Source organism: Rhodococcus sp. IEGM 1305 (assembly GCF_030058635.1).
Lineage (GTDB): Bacteria > Actinomycetota > Actinomycetes > Mycobacteriales > Mycobacteriaceae > Rhodococcus_F > Rhodococcus_F opacus_D.
Genome location: NZ_JASHKX010000020.1, coordinates 39320 through 58127 on the forward strand (window position 1 = coordinate 39320; position 18808 = coordinate 58127).

General features: G+C 70.5%; 14 protein-coding genes. 13 read left to right on the forward strand and 1 reads right to left on the reverse strand.

The features are described 5' to 3' along the window. Positions 1-127 precede the first annotated feature (127 nt). From QM693_RS24185 to QM693_RS24195, 3 genes are read left to right on the forward strand one after another with little or no spacing between them, the layout of a single operon-like run. A complete protein-coding gene (locus tag QM693_RS24185) occupies positions 128-1597 on the forward strand; it encodes a FecCD family ABC transporter permease (protein WP_283332387.1) in 1470 nt (489 codons plus the stop codon). After that, the gene (locus QM693_RS24190) at positions 1594-2700 is read left to right on the forward strand and encodes a FecCD family ABC transporter permease (RefSeq protein WP_283353635.1); all 1107 of its coding nucleotides are present in this window, start codon (positions 1594-1596) and stop codon (positions 2698-2700) included. Before QM693_RS24185 ends, QM693_RS24190 begins: the two co-directional genes overlap by 4 nt. Beyond that, the gene (locus QM693_RS24195) at positions 2697-3530 is read left to right on the forward strand and encodes an ABC transporter ATP-binding protein (RefSeq protein WP_283353636.1); all 834 of its coding nucleotides are present in this window, start codon (positions 2697-2699) and stop codon (positions 3528-3530) included. Before QM693_RS24190 ends, QM693_RS24195 begins: the two co-directional genes overlap by 4 nt. 6 nt (positions 3531-3536) lie before the next feature. Here QM693_RS24195 and QM693_RS24200 read toward each other — a convergent pair whose 3' ends face one another. Then, a complete protein-coding gene (locus QM693_RS24200) occupies positions 3537-6125 on the reverse strand; it encodes a phosphatidylglycerol lysyltransferase domain-containing protein (protein ID WP_283353637.1) in 2589 nt (862 codons plus the stop codon). Positions 6126-6300: 175 nt separating this feature from the next. Between QM693_RS24200 and QM693_RS24205 the strand changes: the two genes are divergently transcribed. From QM693_RS24205 to QM693_RS24250, 10 genes are all read left to right on the forward strand, one after another. After that, on the forward strand, positions 6301-6714 hold the full coding sequence (locus QM693_RS24205) for a BlaI/MecI/CopY family transcriptional regulator (RefSeq protein WP_005246077.1): 414 nt from the start codon (positions 6301-6303) through the stop codon (positions 6712-6714). A 26-nt stretch (positions 6715-6740) separates the two neighbouring features. Beyond that, positions 6741-7694, forward strand: a complete 954-nt coding sequence (locus QM693_RS24210; RefSeq protein WP_283353638.1) for a M56 family metallopeptidase — start codon at positions 6741-6743, stop codon at positions 7692-7694. Between the two features lie 225 nt (positions 7695-7919). Then, positions 7920-9749 (forward strand): DEAD/DEAH box helicase, encoded by a 1830-nt coding sequence (locus tag QM693_RS24215; RefSeq protein WP_283353639.1) that lies wholly within the window; start codon positions 7920-7922, stop codon positions 9747-9749. Between the two features lie 152 nt (positions 9750-9901). Further along, positions 9902-11353 (forward strand): NADP-dependent phosphogluconate dehydrogenase, encoded by a 1452-nt coding sequence (gene gnd / locus QM693_RS24220; protein ID WP_283332383.1) that lies wholly within the window; start codon positions 9902-9904, stop codon positions 11351-11353. Positions 11354-11448: 95 nt separating this feature from the next. Then, entirely contained in the window at positions 11449-12846 is a 1398-nt protein-coding gene (locus tag QM693_RS24225; RefSeq protein ID WP_283353640.1) for a DEAD/DEAH box helicase, read from the forward strand. 5 nt (positions 12847-12851) lie between these two features. Then, positions 12852-13730, forward strand: coding sequence for a DMT family transporter (locus QM693_RS24230; RefSeq protein ID WP_283332382.1), 879 nt, complete (start codon positions 12852-12854; stop codon positions 13728-13730). 3 nt (positions 13731-13733) lie between these two features. Then, on the forward strand, positions 13734-15170 hold the full coding sequence (locus QM693_RS24235) for a GuaB1 family IMP dehydrogenase-related protein (RefSeq protein WP_009480507.1): 1437 nt from the start codon (positions 13734-13736) through the stop codon (positions 15168-15170). 306 nt (positions 15171-15476) lie between these two features. Continuing rightward, positions 15477-16847, forward strand: coding sequence for a hemolysin family protein (locus tag QM693_RS24240; protein WP_210460529.1), 1371 nt, complete (start codon positions 15477-15479; stop codon positions 16845-16847). Beyond that, positions 16840-17928 carry a hemolysin family protein gene (locus QM693_RS24245; protein WP_283353641.1) on the forward strand — a complete coding sequence of 363 codons (1089 nt, stop codon included), beginning with the start codon at positions 16840-16842 and terminating at the stop codon, positions 17926-17928. The genes QM693_RS24240 and QM693_RS24245 overlap by 8 nt, the downstream gene beginning before the upstream one ends. A 4-nt stretch (positions 17929-17932) precedes the next feature. Further along, the gene (locus QM693_RS24250) at positions 17933-18793 is read left to right on the forward strand and encodes a 3-methyladenine DNA glycosylase (protein WP_283353642.1); all 861 of its coding nucleotides are present in this window, start codon (positions 17933-17935) and stop codon (positions 18791-18793) included. Positions 18794-18808 lie beyond the last annotated feature (15 nt).

Genomic DNA, 18808 nt, shown 5'->3' on the forward strand with positions numbered 1-18808 from the left:
CCCGTCGACCGCAACGCTCGGGACGTCCCGCCGGATGTGGCATCAGAGATAGGGTTCCGTAACCTAAGTAGTTGAATTCGGTGCAGATCCGGTGCACAGGCACACACGTCAGGAGCTTCCCCCGCCAGTGACGACGACGAGACAGTTCGGCAGCGACATCCCGCACCTGCCGACCGACGAGCCCTACGGGAAGCGCGACGTCCCGCGCGGTCCCGCCCCGCTGTACCTCCGGGCACTCGCGGGACTGCTCGACATCGGGATAGTGGCCATCCCCCTCGTCCTCGGCTGGTACATCGTGGAGTCCCTCCGCGACGACAACGGCGGCGGGCAGGCGGACCGGGTCGTGTTCGGCGGCGCCGCCGTCGCGATCGCCCTCGGACTGGCCCTGTGGAACCGCGGTTTCCGCGAAGGCAACACCGGCCAGAGTTCGGGCAAGGGCTGGGTCGGCCTGGTCACCCGCGACACCCACACCCAGGACGCGATCGGCCCGAAACGGTCGCTGCAGCGGGTGTTCCGGCGTTCCGGAACCGAGGTCGTGCGGGAGAGCACCGCGTCCGACGAGGGCTTCACCGTCCGCGAGAAGGACGTGTCGGTCGCGGCGATCCGGCGACGTCGGCTCGTCGGGCTGGGCGTCCTCGTGGTCCTGCTCGGGTTGGTGCTCCTCGCCAGCGTCGCCGTCGGGGCGCGGCCGCTGTCGTTCGCGGAGATCTTCCATGCACTGTTCGACGCGGACGGTTCGCAGACCGACATCATCGTGCGCACCCTCCGCGGCCCGCGCACCGCACTGGGACTCGTCGTCGGAATGGCGCTCGGTGTCGCGGGCGCCCTCATCCAGGGGCACACCCGCAACCCGCTCGCCGACGCGGGCCTCCTCGGGCTCAACGCGGGCGCCGCATTCCTCGTGGTGCTGTCGATGTACCTGTTCGGGTTCAGCGCGCCCAGCGAATACCTGTGGTTCGCGTTCGCCGGGTCGTTCGCGGCGAGCGTGATCGTGTTCGGGCTGTCATCGATCGGGAACGGGGCGGCGAGCCCGCTGAGCCTGGCCCTGGCCGGCGCCGCCGTCGCGTTCTTCCTGCAGGCGATGACCAACGCAATCATCATCGTCGACCAGTCCAGCCTCGACTCCTACCGCTTCTGGGTGGTCGGGTCGGTGGCCGGCCGCGGCTTCGACGTGCTGTGGCAGGTGCTGCCGTTCCTCGTCATCGGACTGATCCTCGCCCTCGTCAGCACACCGGGCCTGAACGTCCTCAGCCTCGGCGAGGACGTGGCACGGTCGCTGGGCACGAACATCGCGGCCAGCCGCGCACTCGGCATCGTCGCGATCACCCTCCTCACCGGTGCGGCCACCGCGGCGTGCGGTCCGATCGCATTCATCGGTCTCGTCGTCCCCCACGTCGCGCGGGCGATCACCGGCCCCGACTACCGGTGGCTGGTCCCCTACGCCGGGCTCCTCGGCGGCGTCATGCTCGTGACCGCCGACGTCATCGGACGCGTCGTGGTCCGGCCGGGTGAGCTGCAGGTGGGGATCGTGCTGGCCGTGTTCGGTGCACCGTTCTTCATCGCGTTGGTTCGGCGCAGAAAGTTGGCAAGCCTGTGAGCACTCGCGACGAAGTGCGCCCCGACCTCGGGGCCGCCCCGGCGTCCCGCGTCCCGGCCCGCCCCGCGTTCCGGCTCGGACCGATCTCCCTGGTCCTGCGCCCCCTCGGCATCGCCGTGAACGTGGCCCTGCTGGTGGCGCTGTTCCTGGTGCTGTGCCTCAACATCGGTCGCGGCGACTACCCGCTGTCGATCCCCGAGGTCACCCGGGTGCTGTTCGGCGGCGGCACGAAGGCCCAAAACTTCATCGTCATGGACCTCCGGCTGCCGCGGTCGCTGACCGGGGTGTTCATCGGCATGGCCCTCGGCCTGGCCGGCGCCATCACCCAGTCCATCGCCCGCAACGCCCTCGCCAGCCCGGACATTCTCGGCATCACGTCCGGTGCCAGCGCCGCCGCGGTCGCGCTGATCGTCCTCGGCGGCGGCGGCAGCTTCGTCGGCCTCCTCGCCACCCTGGGCATCCCGCTGGCCGCCCTGTTCGGCGGACTGCTCACCGCGCTGGTCATCTATATGCTCGCGTGGCGCGGCGGGGTGGAGGGTTACCGGCTGATCCTGATCGGCATCGGCATCAACGCCATGCTGATCGCCGTCACCGGCTGGCTGCTGATCTCCGCGGACATCAACGACGCGTCGCGGGCCCAGGTGTGGCTCAACGGGTCCCTCAACGGCGCCGCCTGGAGTCAGGTGTGGCCCGTCACCATCGCCGTCGTCCTCGTCGGCGGCTACGCGGTGATCTCGTCGTTCACGATGGGCGCCCTCCGCCTCGGCGACGACAACGCGGTGTCGCTGGGTGTGCGGCTGCAGTGGTCGCAGGCCCGGCTCCTGCTCATGTCCGTCGCCCTGGCCGGCATCGCGACCGCGGCAGCGGGTCCGGTCGGCTTCGTCGCGCTCGCCGCACCGCAGGTGGCGCTGCGGCTGGTGCGGTCCGCCGGCCCGCCGCTCATCGCGTCCGCCCTGACCGGCGCCGTGCTCGTGGTGGGCAGCGACGTCGTCGCCCGCACGATCCTGCCCGTCGAGCTGCCGGTGGGTATCGTCACCTCCGCACTCGGCGGTCCATTCCTGCTGTATCTGCTGGTGCGCAACAATCGGAAGGTCTCGGCATGACCGTGCAGACTGACTCTCGACTGATCGCCGAGAACCTGAGCCTCGGGTACGGCGACCGGGTCATCGTCGACAACCTCGACCTCGAGGTGAGGACCGGGGTGATCACCACCGTGATCGGGCCGAACGGCTGCGGCAAGTCCACCCTGCTGCGCGCGCTGGGGCGGCTGCTGAAGCCGCGCAACGGTTCGGTGCTGCTCGACGGCAAGGCCATCGGCTCGATGCGCACCAAGGACGTCGCCCGCACACTGGGCATGCTTCCCCAGGCGCCGCTGGCCCCCGAGGGGCTCACGGTGGCCGACCTGGTGGCCCGCGGCAGGCACCCGCACCAGTCGTGGCTGCGGCAGTGGTCGTCCGACGACGAGGGCGAGGTCGCCGAGGCGCTCGCGTTGACCGGGGTGTCCGATCTCGCGGACCGCCCCGTCGACCAACTGTCGGGTGGTCAGCGTCAGCGGGCCTGGATCTCGATGGCCCTCGCGCAGGGAACCGACATCCTCCTGCTCGACGAGCCCACCACCTACCTGGACCTGGCGCACTCGATCGAGGTGCTCGACCTGGTGGACCGGATGCATGAGGAGCTGGGCCGCACTGTGGTGATGGTGCTCCACGACCTGAACCTCGCGATCCGCTACAGCGATCAGCTGATCGTCATGCGGGACGGCACCATCGTCGCGGCCGGCGCGCCGAAGGACATCATCTCCGCCGAACTCCTGCTCGAGGTGTTCGGTCTCGAGGCCGCGGTCATCGCCGACCCGGTGTCCGATCGCCCGCTGGTGGTGCCGATCGGCACCCGCCACGTGTACGGCGCGGTCGGCGGACCGGAGACGAAGTAGCGGCCGTCAGCGTCGGCCGCCGATCATCGTCCGCACCAGCCGGTAACTCTGTCCCAGCGACACCGTCGGCAGGTACGCCCTGCCGACGGCGTTGCCGATGCTCGGCAGGGCGGCCGGGTCGGCGAACGTCATGTGCATGGCCACGTACCGGGGCTGGAACTTCGACTTGAACGCCAGCAGCGAACGGAACCCGTACACCGGTTCCAGGGTCCGGCCGAGCAGATCGAGAACGCTGTCCATCACCGCCGACAGGCTCGACGACTCCGACCGTTCCTGCTCGTCGGCGTCGCCGTCCGGTTGTTCGACCTTGGCGAGCGGGGCGCCGGACAGGCTCAGGAACTGCGCCCCCTCCTCCTCCAGTTTCAGCGCCGCGGACGCGATGAGGAACTCCATCGCCGGCCGGAACCCTTCCGAGCGCCGCCGCATGAAGTCGAGGGTCCAGCCGACCACCCGCGCGTCCTGGTACACCGGCAACCAGGACGTGACGCCGTGGACGGTGCGGTCCTCGTCGACGGCGACCAGGCAGCGCACCTCCGGGTCGTCGACCTCGTCGAGTCCGCCGAGCGTGAACCCCATCTCGGGCATCCCCTTGTCGGCCACCCATTCCTCGGAGATCGCCGTGATCTGGTCGGTGATCGACCGGGGGGCGCTGGGGAAGCTGACCCATTCCGCGGTGATCCCCGACTTCTTCGCCTTGTTCAGGGCGGTCCGGACGTCCTGGAATCGCTTTCCGGTGAACGCGATCTGCCCCAGATCCAGCACCGTCTCCTCGGCGACCTGGATGCCGCTCCAGCCGAGGGCGTCCGTGACGGCGCGGACCTCCCCGGTCACCGAGTAGAAGCACGGGATCCACCCGTTGGCGGCGGCGAATTCGGCGAAGTGTTCGACGTTGTCCCGCAACCGGTCCGGCGGGCCGACCGGGTCGCCGGTGGTGAGCGCGACACCGGCGAGGACACGGTACGCGACGTAGCCGGTGCCGTCGGCGGAGAACCAGTAGTTGTTGCCGCGCCACGTCGTCATCCAGGACAGCGGGCTTCCGCTCCCCGACTTCAGCAGGGCGCGGGCCCGTTCGGCGGACTCCGAGTCCGATCCGATGGCGGGACTGAGGAACGTCGCGGCGACGAGCGCGCACGCCGCCACCCAGAACACCACCCCGGTCCACTCGTACAGCAGGGTCGCGGGAATGCTCACCGGCAGCAGCCGGGGGTCGAGCCACTGCAGGTACACGGGCGGGATGAGCCGCTCCGGGAAGTCGGCGAGCAGCGTCGCCATGCCGGGCCGGGGGTCGAAACCGTTCCGCGCCCACAGCCCGCCCAGGACGTAGAGGACGGCGAGCCCGCCCAGGACGGACACCAGGACGACGGCCAGCCGCCGGTAGGTGCCGGCCGGGGCGGAGACGTCGAAGAACCGCCGGGTGGCGAGCAGCACGATCAGGATCGCCAGCGGCGTCAGGAACGGCACCAGCGTCCGGTACAGGTTCGGGTCGGCGAGACCGTAGAACAGGGAGTCCTCGTCGAGGGAGTCGACGAACCGGACCGCGAAGTTCAGCAGCGACAGCACCAGCAGGATCACCTGGGCGATCACGGACGCGACCCACGCGAAGCGACGGCCCCGTCGGAGGCCGTCGCTGAGGGTGAGGAGGAACAGGGACGGCATCAGACTCAGCAGGGTCGGCCCGACCCCGGACAGGCGCAGTTCGAGCAGCCCGCGCCGGCATTCGGGGTCCGACGCCGACACCTCGCACAGGTCGCGCACCTCGCCGGCCGTGTAGGGGATGCCGCGGAACAGGTCGCGGAGCACGGCGAGCGGTCCGACCGCCTCCGCGGACAGCGCCGCGATCATCGGGCCGATCGCACTGGCCGCCACGATGATCGCGACCAGCACCCGGCCCTCACGCTGGGTGCCCGCGATCCGTTCGCCGCGGGCGGAGCGGCCGACGATCCAGCGGCCGATCACCAGCCCGACCACGGCCGCGGCGAGCCGGACCACGTCCTGCAGCGACCCACTGAACAGTGCCAAGGTGATGGTGAACACGAGGACGCCGACGCGGATCCGCCGACGCCACAGGGTGCCCATGTTCGAACTGGCGACCATCGCGGCACCGACGATCCACGTGCTCGGGCCGACGGCCATGCCCACGTGCAGCCGGAAACCCCAGTTCGCGTCGACGACCTTCGCGACGGCGGCCACCGACAGTGCGAGCAGCCCGCCGAGCACCTGGGTGGCGACCGCGGCCAGCGCGAACCGCGCCGACCCCATGCGACGTTCCAGCGGTGCGGCCGCCACGAGGACGAGGACGGTCGTCGACAAGTACGCCAGGACGTCGTCGCCCCACAGCCCGGCCGTGAACAGGGTCCACACCCACCCGTTCTGGAACGCCCGGATCCCGATCGCGACGTGCTGGGACAGGTCGTGGGAGGGGCCGCTGATCACACTGGACGTGGCGATCGCGAGGATCCAGATCACCACCAGCAGCGCAATGCTGACCGGTGCACCCCGCACCCCGCCCCAGACCCGTTCCGCTGCCCGCCCGGTCTGACCCTTGACCCTGGCCGCCGCATCGTGCCCGGTCGCCGCGCTGTCGTCGGTCTTCATCCGCCAGGTCCCCACTCTCCGCGATGTCGAGAACGAACGCTTGCCCGGCGGGTCGGCCGCTGCCAACCCGACCGTAATCCACCCCTTCGAAGTATGGCCAATACCACACGCCGTGACGCAGTTTTACTACTACCAGTAGTACGTATCTGCGTCGTCGTATCCGTAGAATCGGTTTATGGCTGGACTCGGCGAACTCGAACGCGCAGTGATGGATCACCTGTGGTCCACTTCGGAACCGCAGACGGTACGGCAGGTACACGAGGCACTGGCGGCACGCCGTGAACTCGCGTACACGACTGTCATGACAGTGCTCCAGCGACTGGCGAAGAAGCACCTCGTCATTCAGCAGCGCGACGACCGCGCCCACCGGTACCTGCCGGTGCACCAGCGTGAGGAGCTCGTCGCGAGCCTCATGGTGGACGCACTGCAGCAGGCCGACAAGTCCGGCAGCCGCGCCGCCGCACTCGTGCACTTCGTCGGCCAGGTCGGCGCCGACGAGGCCGACGCGCTCCGCGAGGCCCTCGCCGCGCTCGAGGCCAAGGAGCGGTCCACCGGAGACAATCAGTCGGGAACCGTTCGCGCCGGCTGACGTTCGTCATGCATGATGAGTAGGACATGGACGCCACCACCGCGCTGGTATTCGGAGTACTCGCACTTCTACTCGCAGGGCCTGTCCCTGCGCTGTTGAGTCGTGCCCGATGGCCGCATCGCGCCCCCCGAGCAGCACTCGTGCTGTGGCAGGCAATCGCCCTCGCCGCAGTTCTGTCCGCATTCAGTTCGGGCCTCGCGATCGCCAGCCAGCTCCTGGTCCCCGGACCGGACGGACGCCCGACCACGGCGCCGGTCGCCGAGATCGACGCCCTGGGCCTGCCCCTGTGGCTGCTGTACGTGGTGGTCTTTGCGCTCACCCTCCTCGTCGGCGCCAAACTGATCTTCGCGATCGTGCAGGTCGGGGTCCGCACCCGTCGCCGACGCGCCCGGCACCGCATGCTGGTCGACCTCCTCGACCGCTGCGATTCCTCGTCACCGCTCGCCCGCACCCCGGACCTGCGGGTCCTCGACGTCACCGAGCCCATCGCCTACTGCCTGCCCGGTCTGCGCCAGCGGGTGGTGCTGAGCCAGGGCACGTTCACCAATCTCGACGACGCGGAGATCACCGCGATACTGACCCACGAGCGGTCCCATTTGCGGGCCCGGCACGACCTCGTCCTCGAGGCGTTCACCGCCGTCAACGCCGCCTTCCCCACCGTCGTGCGCAGCAAGTCCGCGCTCGGGTCGGTGCAGTTGCTGGTCGAGATGCTGGCCGACGACTCCGCCGTCCGCGCCACCGGACCGACCGCGCTGGCCCGCGCGCTCGTCGCCTGTTCGGGGTCGATTGCCCCCAAGGGCGCCATGGCCGCGGGTGGTCCCAGCACCCTGCTGCGGGTGCAGCGCCTGGCCTCCTCGGAGGCGGGAACCCCGATGGCTCTCGCCGCCTACGCCGCGTCGGTGGCCATCCTCGTGGTGCCGACCATCGCCGTCGCCGTCCCCTGGCTCACCGAACTGAGCCGGTTGTTCAGCGCCGTGTAGTCACCCAGCTCACATCCCGCCGGGTTCGATAACCGGGTGCCCCGTCGCGTACACTGGTTGACGGTCGCCACTGCGGCCCATCAACACTGAAACGGCACACAGCCCAATTCCCCGCACTTCCGCGAATGGATTGACCAGGTGACATGTGCCCTGGCTCGTCCCTTTGTGCGTGCTGCATGACAGCCCCCGCTCCGCGACGCGCCCTATGCCCGGAGAGGTATTTGCGTGACCAACGCTGTCCAGACGACGTCTGCCCCACTAGAGCAGACCGAGACCGAAACCCCTGACCAGAACGCCACCGTGACGTTCGCCGAGATCGGCCTGCCCGCACCCCTGGTGCAGGCCCTCGCCCGCAACTCCATCACCGTCCCGTCGCCGATCCAGGCGCTGGCCGTCCCCGACGCGCTGGCCGGCACCAACGTCCTCGGCCGCGCACAGACCGGATCGGGCAAGACCCTCGCATTCGGCCTGCCCATGCTTACCCGCCTGTCCCGGCACGAGGACCGGCCCGCACCCAAGCGTCCCCGCGCACTGGTGCTCGTTCCCACCCGTGAACTCGCGTTCCAGGTGGTCGACTCCCTCAACTCGTACGCCGGGGCCATGGGACTGACCGTCCGCCCCGCCGTCGGCGGCACCCCGTTCAGCAAGCAGGTCGACCAGCTGCGCCGCGGCGTCGACATCCTCGTCGCCACCCCCGGCCGGCTGAACGACCACCTGCGTCAGGGCACCTGCATCCTCGACTCCATCGAGATCACCGCGCTCGACGAGGCCGACCAGATGGCCGACATGGGCTTCCTGCCCGAGGTCCGGGCCATCCTCGGGGAAACCCGGGCCGACGGCCAGCGTCTCCTGTTCTCGGCCACCCTGGACCGTGAGGTGCAGTCGCTGGTCCGCCAGTTCCTGCCCGACCACGTGCAGCACTCCACCGAGGACGGTCGCGCCAGCGTCGACACGATGGAGCACTACGTGCTGCTCGTCGACCGCGGCCAGAAGGACAACGTCCTCGCCGAGATCGGCGCCCGCGACGGCCGCACGATCATGTTCGCCCGCACCAAGCTCGGCTGCGAGGGCATCACCGACCGCCTCCGCGCGGTGGGAATCGCCGCCGAGGCGCTGCACGGCGGCAAGGCGCAGAACCAGCGCACCCGGGTCCTCGAACGGTTCAAGAACGGCCGCACCCCCGTGCTCGTCGCGACGGACGTCGCCGCCCGCGGCATCCACGTCGACGGCATCGACCTGGTCGTGCACGTCGATCCGCCCGCCGACCACAAGGACTACCTGCACCGTGCAGGCCGGACCGCCCGTGCAGGCGAGAAGGGCACCGTCGTCGCGATCGTGCTGCCCAACCAGAAGCGCACGTTCCGCCGCCTGACCGGGATGGCCGGTGTCGACGCCACCGCCGTGCCCGTCACCCCCGGCTCGGAGAAGCTGGCCACCATCACCGGCGCCAAGGCGCCCAGCGGAGAACCGGTGCGCGACACCTACTCCCGCGGTGAGCGTGGCGGCGACCGCAAGTTCGGTGACCGCGGACCCCGCCGTGAGGGCGGATACGACGGCGGCGGCTACCGCGGCAATCGCAACGACCGCGGCGACCGTGGTGAGCGCAGCTTCGGCGACCGTCCGTCGGGTGGTCGCAGCTTCGAGGGTCGCGGCCCGCGCCGCGACCAGACCGACAACCGGTCCGGCGGCTACCGCGGCGACCGTCCCCAGCGCGACGGTGACAACCGTGGCGGCGGCTACCGCGGCGACCGGGACAACCGGACGTTCACGGATCGGGCCCCGCGCCGCGACTTCGGCGACCGCGGCGACAGCCACCGCGGAACCGGCGAGCGCAGCTTCGACCGCAGCGCACCCCGCCGCGAGTTCGGCGACAACCGCGGTGCGGCAGGCGGGTTCCGTCGCGACGATCGCCGGGATGACCGCCGTGACGATCGCCGCCCCGCGGCCACGTCGGAGCGTCGCCCCGCGGCGACGACCGGTGGCGGGTTCCGCAGCCGCACGGAGCGTCGCTCGTACGACGGTTTCGACGGCCCGCGGCGTGAGCGCCGCAGCTGATCGATCGCTGATCCGACAACCGAATATCGAAGTGTGAGAGAAGGCCGGCCGTCGCATGTGCGACGGCCGGCCTTCGTATGTTTGGCTTAGGCGGTCGAGCTTTTCGTAGCCGCCGATTTCACTACCGCCGAGCGAGAGGGAATGCTGTATCCATGACTATCGACAACACTGAGGGTGCCCGCGCCCAGATCGGCGTCACGGGACTGGCCGTCATGGGCTCGAACATCGCCCGCAACTTCGCCCGGCACGGTCACACGGTCGCGCTGCACAACCGCAGCATCGCCAAGACCGACGCCCTCATCGAGGAGCACGGCAGCGAGGGCGACTTCGTCCGCACCGAGACGATCGAGGAGTTCGTGGGCGCGCTGCAGAAGCCGCGCCGCGTGCTGATCATGGTCAAGGCCGGCGACCCCACCGACGCCGTCATCGAGGAACTCGCCGCGGCGATGGAGCCCGGTGACATCATCATCGACGGCGGCAACGCCCTGTACACGGACACGATCCGCCGCGAGGCGTCGCTCCGGGAGCGTGGCCTGCACTTCGTCGGCGCCGGCATCTCCGGCGGCGAGGAGGGCGCGCTCAACGGTCCGTCGATCATGCCGGGCGGCCCGAAGGAGTCCTACGCGGCCCTCGGACCGCTGCTCGAGTCGATCGCCGCGCAGGTCGACGGCACCCCCTGCTGCACGCACATCGGCCCCGACGGGTCCGGCCACTTCGTGAAGATGGTGCACAACGGCATCGAGTACGCCGACATGCAGCTCATCGGCGAGGCGTACAACCTGCTCGGATCCGCCCTCGGCTACGACGCCGGGAAGATCGCCGACGTGTTCACCGACTGGAACGGCGGCGACCTCGAAAGCTACCTCGTCGAGATCACCGCGGAGGTGCTGCGGCAGAAGGACGCCAAGACCGGCAAGCCGCTCGTCGACGTGATCGTCGACGCCGCCGAGCAGAAGGGCACCGGCCGCTGGACCGTCAAGTCCGCGCTCGACCTCGGTGTCCCCGTCACCGGGATCGCCGAGGCCGTGTTCGCCCGCGCGCTGTCCGGGTCCCGCGAGCAGCGCAAGGCCGCGGTCGGGCTGGCGTCCGGCGTCCTCGCCGACAAGCCCACCGATGCCGCCCAGTTCACCGAGGACATCCGGCAGGCCCTGTACGCGTCGAAGGTCGTGGCCTACGCGCAGGGATTCGACCAGATCGCGGCCGGCAGCGCCGAATACGACTGGGACCTGCACCCCGCCGACCTCGCGACCATCTGGCGTGGCGGCTGCATCATCCGGGCCCGGTTCCTCAACCGCATCAAGGAGGCGTACGACGAGAACCCGAAGCTGCCGAGCCTCATCCTGGCCCCGTACTTCCGGGACGCCATCGAGACGGCCATCGACAGCTGGCGCCGGGTGGTCTCCACCGCCACCCTGCTGGGGATCCCGGTGCCGGCGTTCGCGTCGTCGCTGTCCTACTACGACGCCCTGCGCGCGGAGCGGCTGCCCGCGGCCCTGACGCAGGGGCAGCGCGACTTCTTCGGCGCCCACACCTACGAGCGGGTCGACGCGGAGGGCAAGTTCCACACCCTCTGGAGCGGTGACCGCAGCGAAGTGCAGGCCTGAGCCTCGCACACTGCCCGTCCCCGGCCGTGACGTACCGCGTGTACGTCACGGCCGAGGCGTCGGAGGCCCCTCTCGGAGGCGGTAGCCTTCTCGATATGCCCGACGACGAGTTCTCCTCCCCCGCACCGGTGGGTGAGACGTTCCTCGCGCTCGGTCTCCCCGCGGTGATGACCCACGCCCTCGACCGCAGCGGCATCGGGGCGCCGTTCCCGATCCAGGCGGCCACCATTCCCGACGTCCTCGCGGGCCGCGACGTACTCGGCCGCGCGCCGACCGGGTCCGGGAAGACCCTCGCCTTCGGACTGCCGATGCTCGTGCGACTCAAGGGCGCCGCGAGCAGGCGGGGCTTCCCGCGCGGCATCGTGCTGGTGCCCACCCGTGAACTGGCGTTGCAGATCGAGCGGGCGCTGGACGAGCCGGCCCTGTCCGTGGGATTGCGGGTGGCGAACGTCGTCGGCGGGATTCCCATCAAACGTCAGGTCGAGATCCTGTCGCGGGGGGTCGACCTGCTGATCGCGACGCCGGGACGCCTCGCCGATCACGTGGCGCAGGGGTCGGTGTCCCTGGACGACGTGACCGTACTGACGCTCGACGAGGCCGACCACATGGCCGACCTGGGGTTCATGCCGCAGGTCACGACGATCCTCGACAAGACCCCGGCGCATGGTCAGCGGCTGCTGTTCTCGGCGACCCTCGACGGGGAGGTCGACACCCTCGTCCGCCGGTACCTGCGGGACCCGGTCACCCACTCGACGGCGCCGGTCACCGCGTCGGTGAGCACCATGCGCCACCACCTGCTGTTCGTCGACTGGGCCGACAAGAGATCCGTTGTGGCACATATCGGTTCACGTGCGGGGCGGACCCTCATGTTCGTGCGCACCAAGTACGGAGTGGACCGGCTCGCGCAGCAACTCCACGAGGCGGGCATCTCCGCGGGCGCCCTGCACGGCGGCAAGGCGCAGAACAACCGCACCCGCACCCTCGAATCGTTCGCCGACGGCACCACCCCGGTCCTGGTCGCCACCGACGTGGCGGCCCGCGGCATCCACGTCGACGACATCTCGCTCGTCGTCCACGTCGACCCCCCGGCCGACCCCAAGGACTACCTGCACCGCGCGGGCCGCACCGCCCGCGCCGGCGAGTCCGGCGTGGTGGTCACCCTCGTCACCGAGGACGAGCGCGCCGAGGTGGAGAAGCTGACCCGCAAGGCCGGGATCGAGGTGGACGGCGTGCGGGTGCGGCCCGGCGACACGGTGCTGGCCGAGATCACCGGCGCCCGCCGCCCCACCGGGAAGGCGGTCCCCGCGCCCGATACCCGGGCACCGGCGCAGGACACCCCGAAGAAGGGCAGGCAGGCGCACGACACCGGGGGTCGCCCGGCCCGCCGCGGCCGCCCCGGGGACGGCGGAGCACCACGGGCGGGTGCCCGACGCGGCCGGAAACCCGGACCTGCGTCAACTCCGCACGGACACCGCAACCGCGGGGCACACTGAGAGGCATGTCCCTGCCGTTCGCGTCGATCGTGTGCGCGCTGATCGCGGCGTTGCTGTTCGCGTGCGCGTCGGTCGCCCAGCAGAGCGCGGCGTCCGCGGTCCCCGAGGACGCCGCGTTGATGACCACCCTGCTGCGCAGTCCCCGCTGGTGGGCCGGCTTCGTCGGGGACGGCGGCGGGTACGCGATGCAGGCGGTGGCGTTGGCGCTCGGATCGGTGCTCGTGGTGCAGCCGCTGCTGGTGACCGCGCTGCTGTTCGCGTTGCCGTTGTCGGCGAAGTTCTCCGGGTACCGGCTCAGCCGCACCACCTGGGCCCTCGCCGTCGCGCTGGCTGTCGCGCTCGCGGTGTTCCTGGTGATCGGCGACCCCACCGAGGGCAACATCGACGCCCCGTTCCGCGAATGGGTGGTGCCGCTCGGCATCCTCCTCGCCGTGGTGGCGGTCGCGGCCGCCGCGGGGATGTCGAAGATCGACCCCGGATGGCGGGCGCTGCTGCTCGGCGGGGCCGGCGGCATCCTGTACGGGGTGGCGGTCGCGTTCACCAAATACGTCGTCGAACTCGTGCCCCACGGGCTGTGGGCGGTGCTGAGCAGCTGGCAGGCGTGGGCGCTCGTCGCCGCCGGCCTGGTCGGGGTGTACCTGCAGCAGCGTGGCTTCCAGGTGGGACCGCTGTCCGCGTCGCTGCCCGCGCTGACCATCGCCGAACCACTCGCCGCCGTGTTCCTCGGCATGACCGTCCTCGACGAGCGGCTGCGGGTGGCGGGCCCCGGACTGGTGGTGGTCGGCTGCGCGGTCGCGGTGATGCTGGTGGCCACGATCGGACTGTCCAGGTCGCAGGCCCAGCGGACATCCGACACCGCCGCAACTTCCCCGGTATCGTCCTGACATGTGCAGTTCCTCGACGGGCATCGCCCTCCCTATGACCTGACGTACGACGACGTGTTCCTGGTGCCGAACCGCACCGAGGTCACCTCGCGATTCGACGTCGACCTGGCCACCTCGGACGGGTCGGGCACCACCATTCCGATCGTCGTCGCCAACATGACGGCGGTCTCGGGACGGCGCATGGCGGAAACGGTCGCCCGCCGCGGCGGTCTGGTCGTTCTCCCCCAGGACCTTCCGGCACCCGCCGTCGCGGAGACCGTGTCGTTCGTCAAGAGCAGGCACCTGGTCGCCGACACCCCGGTCACGCTCGGCCCCGACGCCGCCGTCTCCGACGCCCTGGCGCTGCTGCCGAAGCGGGCGCACGGCGCCGTGGTCGTCGTCGAGAACGACCGCCCCGTCGGCGTCGTCACCGAGGGCTCCTGCACGGACGTCGACCGGTTCGCGCGACTGCGCTCGGTGGCGCTCACCGACTTCGTCACCGCCCCCGACTCCGCGTCGCCGCGGGAGGTGTTCGAACTCCTCGAGGGCAAACACGACTCCCTCGCCGTGATCGTCCACCCCGACGGCACCCTCGCCGGGGTCCTCACCCGCACCGGCGCCATCCGGGACGGCATCTACCAGCCCGCCGTCGACGGCAACGGGAAGCTGCGGGTCGCCGCGGCCGTCGGCGTCAACGGCGACGTCGCCGCGAAGGCCCGCGCCCTCGTGGACGCGGGGGCCGACCTGCTGGTCGTCGACACCGCGCACGGCCACCAGCAGAAGATGATCGACGTCCTCGGCGCACTGAAGAAGGCCGACCTCGGTGTCCCGCTGGTCGCCGGCAACGTCGTGTCCGCCGCCGGCACCCGGGACCTGATCGACGCGGGCGCCGACATCGTGAAGGTCGGGGTCGGACCGGGCGCGATGTGCACCACCCGGATGATGACCGGGGTGGGCAGGCCGCAGTTCTCCGCCGTCGAGGAATGCGCCACGCAGGCCCGCGCGATGGGCGCGCACGTGTGGGCCGACGGAGGCGTCCGTCACCCCCGCGACGTCGCCCTCGCCCTCGCCGCCGGCGCGTCGAACGTGATGATCGGGTCGTGGTTCGCGGGCACCTACGAGTCCCCCGGCGACCTGCGGGTGGACCAGTCCGGCAACGCGTACAAGGAAAGCTTCGGCATGGCCTCCAAGCGTGCGGTCGCGGCGCGCACCGCCACGGACACCGCGTTCGACCGGGCCAGGAAAGGCCTGTTCGAGGAGGGTATTTCGAGTTCCCGGATGCGCCTGGACCCGGAACGCCCCGGCGTCGAGGACCTGATCGACCACATCTGTTCGGGTGTGCGCAGCACCTGCACGTACGCGGGCGCGCGGACGCTCGCCGAACTGCACGAGCGTGCCGTTCTCGGTGTGCAGTCCGCCGCCGGGTTCGCCGAGGGCCGCCCGCTGCCGGCCGGCTGGTGACGACCGCTTCCTGATGCGCCGGTGGGTGTCCTGTTCCACGGAACCGGACATCCACCGGTATCATGGGTCGCTCAACCACACCAGTTCTCGGCGCCGGACCCGTCCGGGCCGTCGAGGCCGAACGAGAGGACTCCGGTGCCCGCGGCACCCACACACGAAGCAAGCGCCCCACCCGCCGTCTCCGGGAGTGCCGTGGCCTCCTGCTCCGTGGAATCGGACTCCGATTCCGCCGGTTCGGAGGGCTCCTCTAGCGAGCCGGGTGACAAACCCGGCGACCCCCGTTCCTCAGCTCGGCGGCGATGACACATGGAGATCGCGCTCAGCATTCTCGCCCTGCTCGGCTTTCTCGCCCTGACCGCGGGTACCGCGTTGTTCGTGGCGGCCGAGTTCTCCCTCACCGCCCTCGAACGCAGCACCGTCGACTCGCACGCCCGCGACGGTGACCGCCGGGCCCGGCAAGTGCAGCACGCCCACCGCACGCTGTCCTTCCAGCTGTCCGGGGCGCAGCTCGGCATCACCATCACCACGCTGATCACCGGATACCTGTCCGAGCCGGTCCTCGCCCGGTTCATCACCCCGGTGCTGTCCGCGATCGGGTTCAGCGAATCCGCTGCCGCGGCAACGTCGTTGGTGATCGCCCTCGTCCTCGCGACCTCCTTCTCGATGGTGTTCGGCGAGCTCGTGCCGAAGAACCTCGCCATCGCCCACCCCCTGCCCACGGCACGCGCGACGGCCGGCATGCAGGCGGCGTTCTCGCTCATCTTCAAGTGGGCCATCAACGGGCTCAACGGATCCGCGAACTGGCTGGTGCGACGCCTCGGCATCGAACCGGCCGAGGAGCTGCGGTCGGCGCGGTCCCCGCAGGAGCTGGGATCGCTCGTGCGGACGTCCGCGCAGCGCGGCGCCATCGACAAGGGCACGGCGCTGCTGGTGAACCGATCGTTGCGGTTCGGGGAACGCACCGCGGAGGAACTGATGACCCCGCGCGTGAAGATCGAGACCCTGTCCACCACGGACACGGTCGCCGACCTGATCGACACCGCCTCCCGCACCGGGTTCTCCCGCTTCCCCGTCGTCGACGGGGACTTGGACGACGCCGTCGGCGTCGTCCACATCAAGCATGCGTTCGCGGTGCCCGCCCACCGTCGGCGCACCGCCCGCCTCAACTCGCTGGCCCAGAAGGTCCCGGTGGTGCCCTCCAGCCTGGACGGTGACGCCCTGATGGAGCGGATCCGGTCCGACGGCATGCAGGTCGCGTTCGTCGTCGACGAATACGGCGGCACCGCCGGGATGGTCACCATGGAGGACCTGATCGAGGAGATCGTCGGCGACGTCCGCGACGAGCACGACGAATCCGAGATCGACGTCCAGCGGGTCGGTGACGGCTGGTCCTGCTCCGGGCTCCTCCGGGTGGACGAGGTCTCCGACACCACCGGCTACACCGCGCCCGAGGGTGAGTACGAAACCCTCGGCGGACTCGTCCTCACCGAACTCGGGCGGATACCCGACGAGGGCGACGAGGTGGAACTGCCACTGCCCGAGGGCGCGCACGACCCCGGCGGCCGGTGGGTCGCCACCGTCACCCACATGGACGGCCGGCGCATCGACCGGGTGCTGCTCACCCCCAAGCCCGACGAGACCGGCGACACCGACAGCGAGGAGGACGACGATGAGTGACCTTTTCGGTGTGCTGCTCACCTTCGTGCTGCTGGGAGGCAACGCCTTCTTCGTCGGCGCCGAGTTCGCGCTGATCTCGGCCCGCCGCGACCGGCTCGAGGCCCTCGAGTCGCAGGGCAAGAAACGCGCCCGCACCGTGATCACGGCGGGCGAGAACCTGTCGCTGATGCTCGCGGCCGCGCAGCTCGGCATCACCATCTGCTCGATCCTGCTCGGCAAGGTCGCCGAACCGGCGATCGCGCATCTCCTCGAGGTCCCGCTCCACGCGGTCGGCCTGCCCGCCGGGCTGCTGCACCCGGTGGCGTTCACGATCTCGCTGGCGCTGGTCGTGGTGCTGCACATCCTGCTGGGTGAAATGGTGCCGAAGAACATCGCGCTCGCGGGCCCGGAGCGGACGGCCATGCTGCTGGTCCCGTTGCACCTGCTGTTCATCAAGCTGGCCCGCCCGCTGATCTCCTTCTACAACCTGTGCGCCAACCTGACGCTGCGGTTGCTGCGGGTGGAGCCGAAGGACGAACTCGACGTCACCGTGTCGGCGGTGGAACTGTCCGAGATGATCGGCGAGTCCCGGTCCGAGGGACTGATCGACGCGGAAGAACACCGTCGGCTCACCCAGGCGCTGGAGACCACCGACCGCACGGTCAGCGAGGTGATGATCCCGCTCGACGAGGCCCGGACCATCCCGCTGTCGGACGGCGGCACCCGGCTCGGCGCCATCGAGGAGGCCGTCGTCGAGACCGGGTACTCCCGGTACCCGGTGCGCGCCGACGACGGCTCACTGGTCGGGTACCTGCACCTCAAGGACGTGCTCGACGACATCCTCGACGAGGAGGCCGGACCCGACACCGTCATCCCGCGGTCGGACATCCGTCCGCTGCCGTGCATGTCGACGACCACCCCGCTCGCGGAGGCCCTGGCGAGTCTGCGGCGCGCCAGCTCGCACCTGGGGGCGGCGGCGGACGCGTCCGGGCAGATCGTCGGCATCGTCGCCCTCGAGGACCTCGTCGAGGAATACGTGGGCACCGTCCGCGACGGCACCCACCGCGTCAACGGCGTCAATCCGGGACAGCGAACGAGCTGATCGGATGGACGTTCTGGATGCGTCGGAGTGGATCCCTCGCCGCGACCGGCACCGGGCGAGGGTGTCCGCGCTGATCGGACCGCACCTGGAGCGCCGGGAACGCGGCGAGACCCACCCGGTGATCGACTTCCTCTTCACCTATTACAGCTATCGGCCGAATCAGCTGCTGCGCTGGCACCCCGGGTGGGGAACGGTCCTCGCCGGCGGGCAGGAGTACGCCGAACTCCGCGGGTATCACCGCACCGACGCCGGCGTCACCGTCGACCCGGAATTCCTGCAGCGCCGCTCGGACACGGTCGCCTTCACCGCACGACTGATGGAGGCGACCGCCGGGCGTCCCACCCACCTGGCCTGCTTCGGGCTGCACGAGTGGGCGATGGTCTACCGATCGGACGAGGTTCGGCACGGCAGCGTCCCGCTGCGGCTCGGGCCGGGCGGCACCGACTCCGTCGTGGAGTCGCTGAACCTGCGGTGCACCCATTACGACGCGTTTCGGTTCTTCACCCCCGCCGCCGAACCGCGGAACAGTGAGCCGTTGACCCGCGACGACCAGCTCGGGCGGGAACAGCCCGGGTGCCTGCACGCGTCCATGGATTTGTACAAGTTCTGCTACAAGCTGGCGCCGATGATCGACTCGGACCTGACCGTCGACTGCTTCGAGCTGGCGCTCGCCGCACGGGAACTCGACATGCGGGCCAGCCCGTACGACCTCACCGCCTACGGGTACACCCCGATCCCGATCGAGACCCCGCACGGCCGCGCCGAGTACGTCCGGGAGCAGTCGGCGCTGGCCGACCGCGCCGCACCGCTTCGTGCCGCGTTGCGCGACCGGTGCAACCGGTTGCTCGCTACCGTGAGCCCATGACTCTCACGGGTTACG

Excerpts from the sequence above, each read along its gene's own strand:
- QM693_RS24245 (WP_283353641.1), top strand. The coding sequence starts at position 16,840 with ATGAGTGACCTTTTCGGTGTGCTGCTCACCTTCGTGCTGCTGGGAGGC.
- QM693_RS24205 (WP_005246077.1), top strand. The coding sequence starts at position 6,301 with ATGGCTGGACTCGGCGAACTCGAACGCGCAGTGATGGATCACCTGTGG.
- QM693_RS24250 (WP_283353642.1), top strand. The coding sequence starts at position 17,933 with ATGGACGTTCTGGATGCGTCGGAGTGGATCCCTCGCCGCGACCGGCAC.
- QM693_RS24225 (WP_283353640.1), top strand. The coding sequence starts at position 11,449 with ATGCCCGACGACGAGTTCTCCTCCCCCGCACCGGTGGGTGAGACGTTC.
- QM693_RS24210 (WP_283353638.1), top strand. The coding sequence starts at position 6,741 with ATGGACGCCACCACCGCGCTGGTATTCGGAGTACTCGCACTTCTACTC.
- QM693_RS24230 (WP_283332382.1), top strand. The coding sequence starts at position 12,852 with ATGTCCCTGCCGTTCGCGTCGATCGTGTGCGCGCTGATCGCGGCGTTG.
- gnd (WP_283332383.1), top strand. The coding sequence starts at position 9,902 with ATGACTATCGACAACACTGAGGGTGCCCGCGCCCAGATCGGCGTCACG.
- QM693_RS24200 (WP_283353637.1), bottom strand. The coding sequence starts at position 6,125 with ATGAAGACCGACGACAGCGCGGCGACCGGGCACGATGCGGCGGCCAGG.
- QM693_RS24240 (WP_210460529.1), top strand. The coding sequence starts at position 15,477 with ATGGAGATCGCGCTCAGCATTCTCGCCCTGCTCGGCTTTCTCGCCCTG.
- QM693_RS24195 (WP_283353636.1), top strand. The coding sequence starts at position 2,697 with ATGACCGTGCAGACTGACTCTCGACTGATCGCCGAGAACCTGAGCCTC.